Origin of the sequence: Trebonia sp., assembly GCF_049794275.1 — a bacterium.
In the GTDB taxonomy this organism is placed as follows: Bacteria; Actinomycetota; Actinomycetes; order Streptosporangiales; family Streptosporangiaceae; genus Trebonia.
Genome location: NZ_JBARCR010000491.1, coordinates 1 through 2,929, shown reverse-complemented (window position 1 = coordinate 2,929; position 2,929 = coordinate 1). Strand labels below are relative to the sequence as shown.

3 protein-coding genes are annotated in these 2,929 nt (G+C 67.9%); all 3 read left to right on the top strand.

Going from position 1 to position 2,929, the window contains the following annotated elements:
* The first annotated feature begins 153 nt into the window (after positions 1-153).
* Entirely contained in the window at positions 154-492 is a 339-nt protein-coding gene (locus tag WA805_RS13345; protein ID WP_422288249.1) for a DUF3311 domain-containing protein, read from the top strand.
* Complete coding sequence (gene mctP, locus WA805_RS13340) at positions 489-2,132, top strand: monocarboxylate uptake permease MctP (RefSeq protein ID WP_425242491.1); 1,644 nt, start codon at positions 489-491, stop codon at positions 2,130-2,132. The genes WA805_RS13345 and mctP overlap by 4 nt, the downstream gene beginning before the upstream one ends.
* 108 nt (positions 2,133-2,240) lie before the next feature.
* The coding region (locus WA805_RS13335) for a thiamine pyrophosphate-binding protein (protein WP_425242492.1) at positions 2,241-2,929 on the top strand (689 nt) is incomplete at its 3' end.

Here is a 2,929-nt window from a genome sequence, read left to right as displayed (position 1 = left end):
GCAGTCGCGCCAGCTCATTGACCGGGCTCTAATCAGCAATTAGGCGCAATCGCACTGCGCAAGGCATTGCGTAATTCGCTACCAGGGTTCAACATAGTTGAAATTGCGTGACCTCTGTCACATCCAGCCGGTCGAGGACGCCGAGAGGACCCGATGACTGAGCCCACAGCAACCCCCAGCGCCCCAGGAAACCCGCAGCACGCCGCGGCGACGCGGCGGGTGAACCCGGTGGCCGCCCACCCAATCACGTCGATCGCCATCTTCGTGCTCGTCACCGCCGCCATCCTGGGCACGCTGATTGTCCCGATCTACGCCCGCATCACGCCGAAGCTCGGCGATTTCCCCTTCTTCTACTGGTACCAGCTGATCTACATGCCTGTGGTGGCGCTGGTCCTGTGGATCACGATGCTGCTGCAGCGCAGGCTGCGGCGGCCAGACGACACGGGCACTACGGGCACTGCCAGTGACCCGGTTGCGGGAGGCGTGCGATGAGCAACGTCAACACCGTCGTTTTCACGATCGTCGTCGTCCTGTTCGTCTTCGTCACCTTCATCGGCTTCGCCGCCGCCCGCTGGCGCAGGGCCGAGGACATGCTGCACCTCAACGAGTGGGGGCTGGGCGGGCGGAGCTACGGCACGTTCATCGGCTGGTTCCTGCTCGGCGGCGACCTGTACACGGCGTACACGTTCATCGCCGTGCCCGCGCTGGTGTTCGCCTCCGGCTCGATCGGCTTTTTCGCGGTCTCCTACACGATCATGGTGTTCCCGATCGCGTTCATCTTCCTGCCCCGGCTGTGGTCGGTCTGCCGGGTGCACAACTACATCACGCCCGCCGACTTCATCAGGGGCAGGTACGGCTCCCGCGGCCTGTCGCTGGCGGCGGCCTGCACCGGGATCCTGGCGCTGCTGCCGTACATCGCGCTTCAGCTCGTCGGCATCCAGGCGGTGCTGACCGTGATGGGCGTGGGGACCTCCTCAAGCAACAAGTACGTCCAGGACATCCCGCTATTCGTCGCCTTCGTCGTGCTGGCGATCTACACGTACGTGTCGGGACTGCGCGCGCCGGCGGCGATCTCCTTCGTCAAGGACACGCTGATCTACGTGTTCGTCATCGTCGCGGTCTTCTACATCCCGACCAGGCTGGGCGGCTGGGGCCACATCTTCGGCACCGCGCAAACGCACTTCGCGGCGATCAACCCCGAGACCAAGAAGCCGAACGGCACGTTCATCCCCACCTCGAAGTCCATCGGCAGCACTCAGTTCGACTTCGCCACGCTGGCGCTCGGCTCTGCCCTCGCGCTATTCCTCTACCCGCACACGATCACCGGCGCACTCGCCACCAAGCGGCGCAACGTGGTCAAGCGGAACATGGCGCTGCTGCCGGCCTACTCGGTCCTGCTCGCCTGCATCGCGCTGTTCGGCTACATGGCGCTCACCGACAAGACCACCGCCGCGGAGGTCAAGAAGGCAGGCAACACGCAGCTCGCGGTGCCGTACCTGCTCCAGCACATGTTCCCGAGCTGGCTCACGGGGATCTCGTTCGCCGCGATCATCATCGGCGCCCTGGTGCCCGCGGCGATCATGGCGATCGCTGCGGCGAACCTGTTCACCAGGAACATCTTCAGGGAGTACTTCAAGCAGGACGCCTCGCCCCGGCTGGAGACGCGGGTGTCCCAGTGGGCATCCCTCGTGGTCAAGTTCGGTGCGCTCGCGTTCGCGGTCTGGCTGCCGCACACCTTCGCCATCAACCTCCAGCTGCTCGGCGGCGTGTGGATCCTGCAGCTCCTCCCGATGCTGGTGGGCGGCCTGTTCACCCGCTGGTTCCACCGCTGGGCGCTGCTTATCGGCTGGGCGGCCGGCATGATCTACGGCACGATCGCGGCGTACAACGTGTCCAGCCCGACCTCCTCGCACTGGGCGTCGTCGACGGACATCGTGTTCGGGCACAGCATCTACATCGGGGTCACCGCGGTGGTCATCAACATCGTCCTTTCGGTGGTGCTGACGCTGATCATGAAGGCCGTCAGGGTCCCCGGGGGCGCCGACGAGACGCTGCCGCACCAGTACACCGCCGACCCCGTGGATGCCCCGGCGCCCGAGCCCGCGGGCGTAGGGGCATCCGCCTCCGACTGACCAGGCAGCCAGGCGTTAACCGGTGGTAACGTCAGCCGGGTGACGCTGATATCAGGACATGGCGGCACGCAGGCCGTCGCGGTCGCGCGACGGTACGGCGTGACCGCCATGTTCACTCTCTCCGGCGGCCACGTGTTCCCGCTGTACGATGCCGCGGTCAAGGCGGACCCGCCGCTCCGGCTCGTGGATGTGCGGCATGAGCAGACCGCGGTCTTCGCCGCCGAGGCCACCGCCCGGCTGACCCGCGCGCCGGGGCTTGCCGTGGTCACCGCGGGACCCGGGGTGACCAACAGTGTCAGCGCGGTCACCACCGCCTGGTTCAACGGCGCGCCGGTCGTGCTGCTCGCCGGCCGCGCCCCCGACTACTTGTGGGGCAGGGGCGCGCTGCAGGAAATGGACCACGTCCCGCTGCTCGCGCCGGTCACCAAGCGCGCGTGGACCGAGCATGACAAGCTGTCCGTCGCGGCGTCGGTAGACGAGGCGTTCCGGCTGGCGCTGACGCCGCACCGCGGGCCGGTGTTCTGCGACTTCCCGCTGGAGACGATCTACGCCCAGGCCGAGGTAGAGCTCCCCGACGGCCCGATGCCGGCCCCGGCAGGCCCGGACGCCGATGACGTGGCCCGCATCGCGGCACTGCTCGCCGCGGCGCGCCGTCCGGTGCTGGTGCTCGGCTCCGACGTGTGGCTCGGCGGCGCGGAAGAGGCCGCCCGCGCCGCCGCGGAAACGCTGCGGCTGCCGGTCATCACCAACGGCCAGGCCCGCGGCGTGCTGCCGCGCGGCCACGAGCTGCTGGTGAC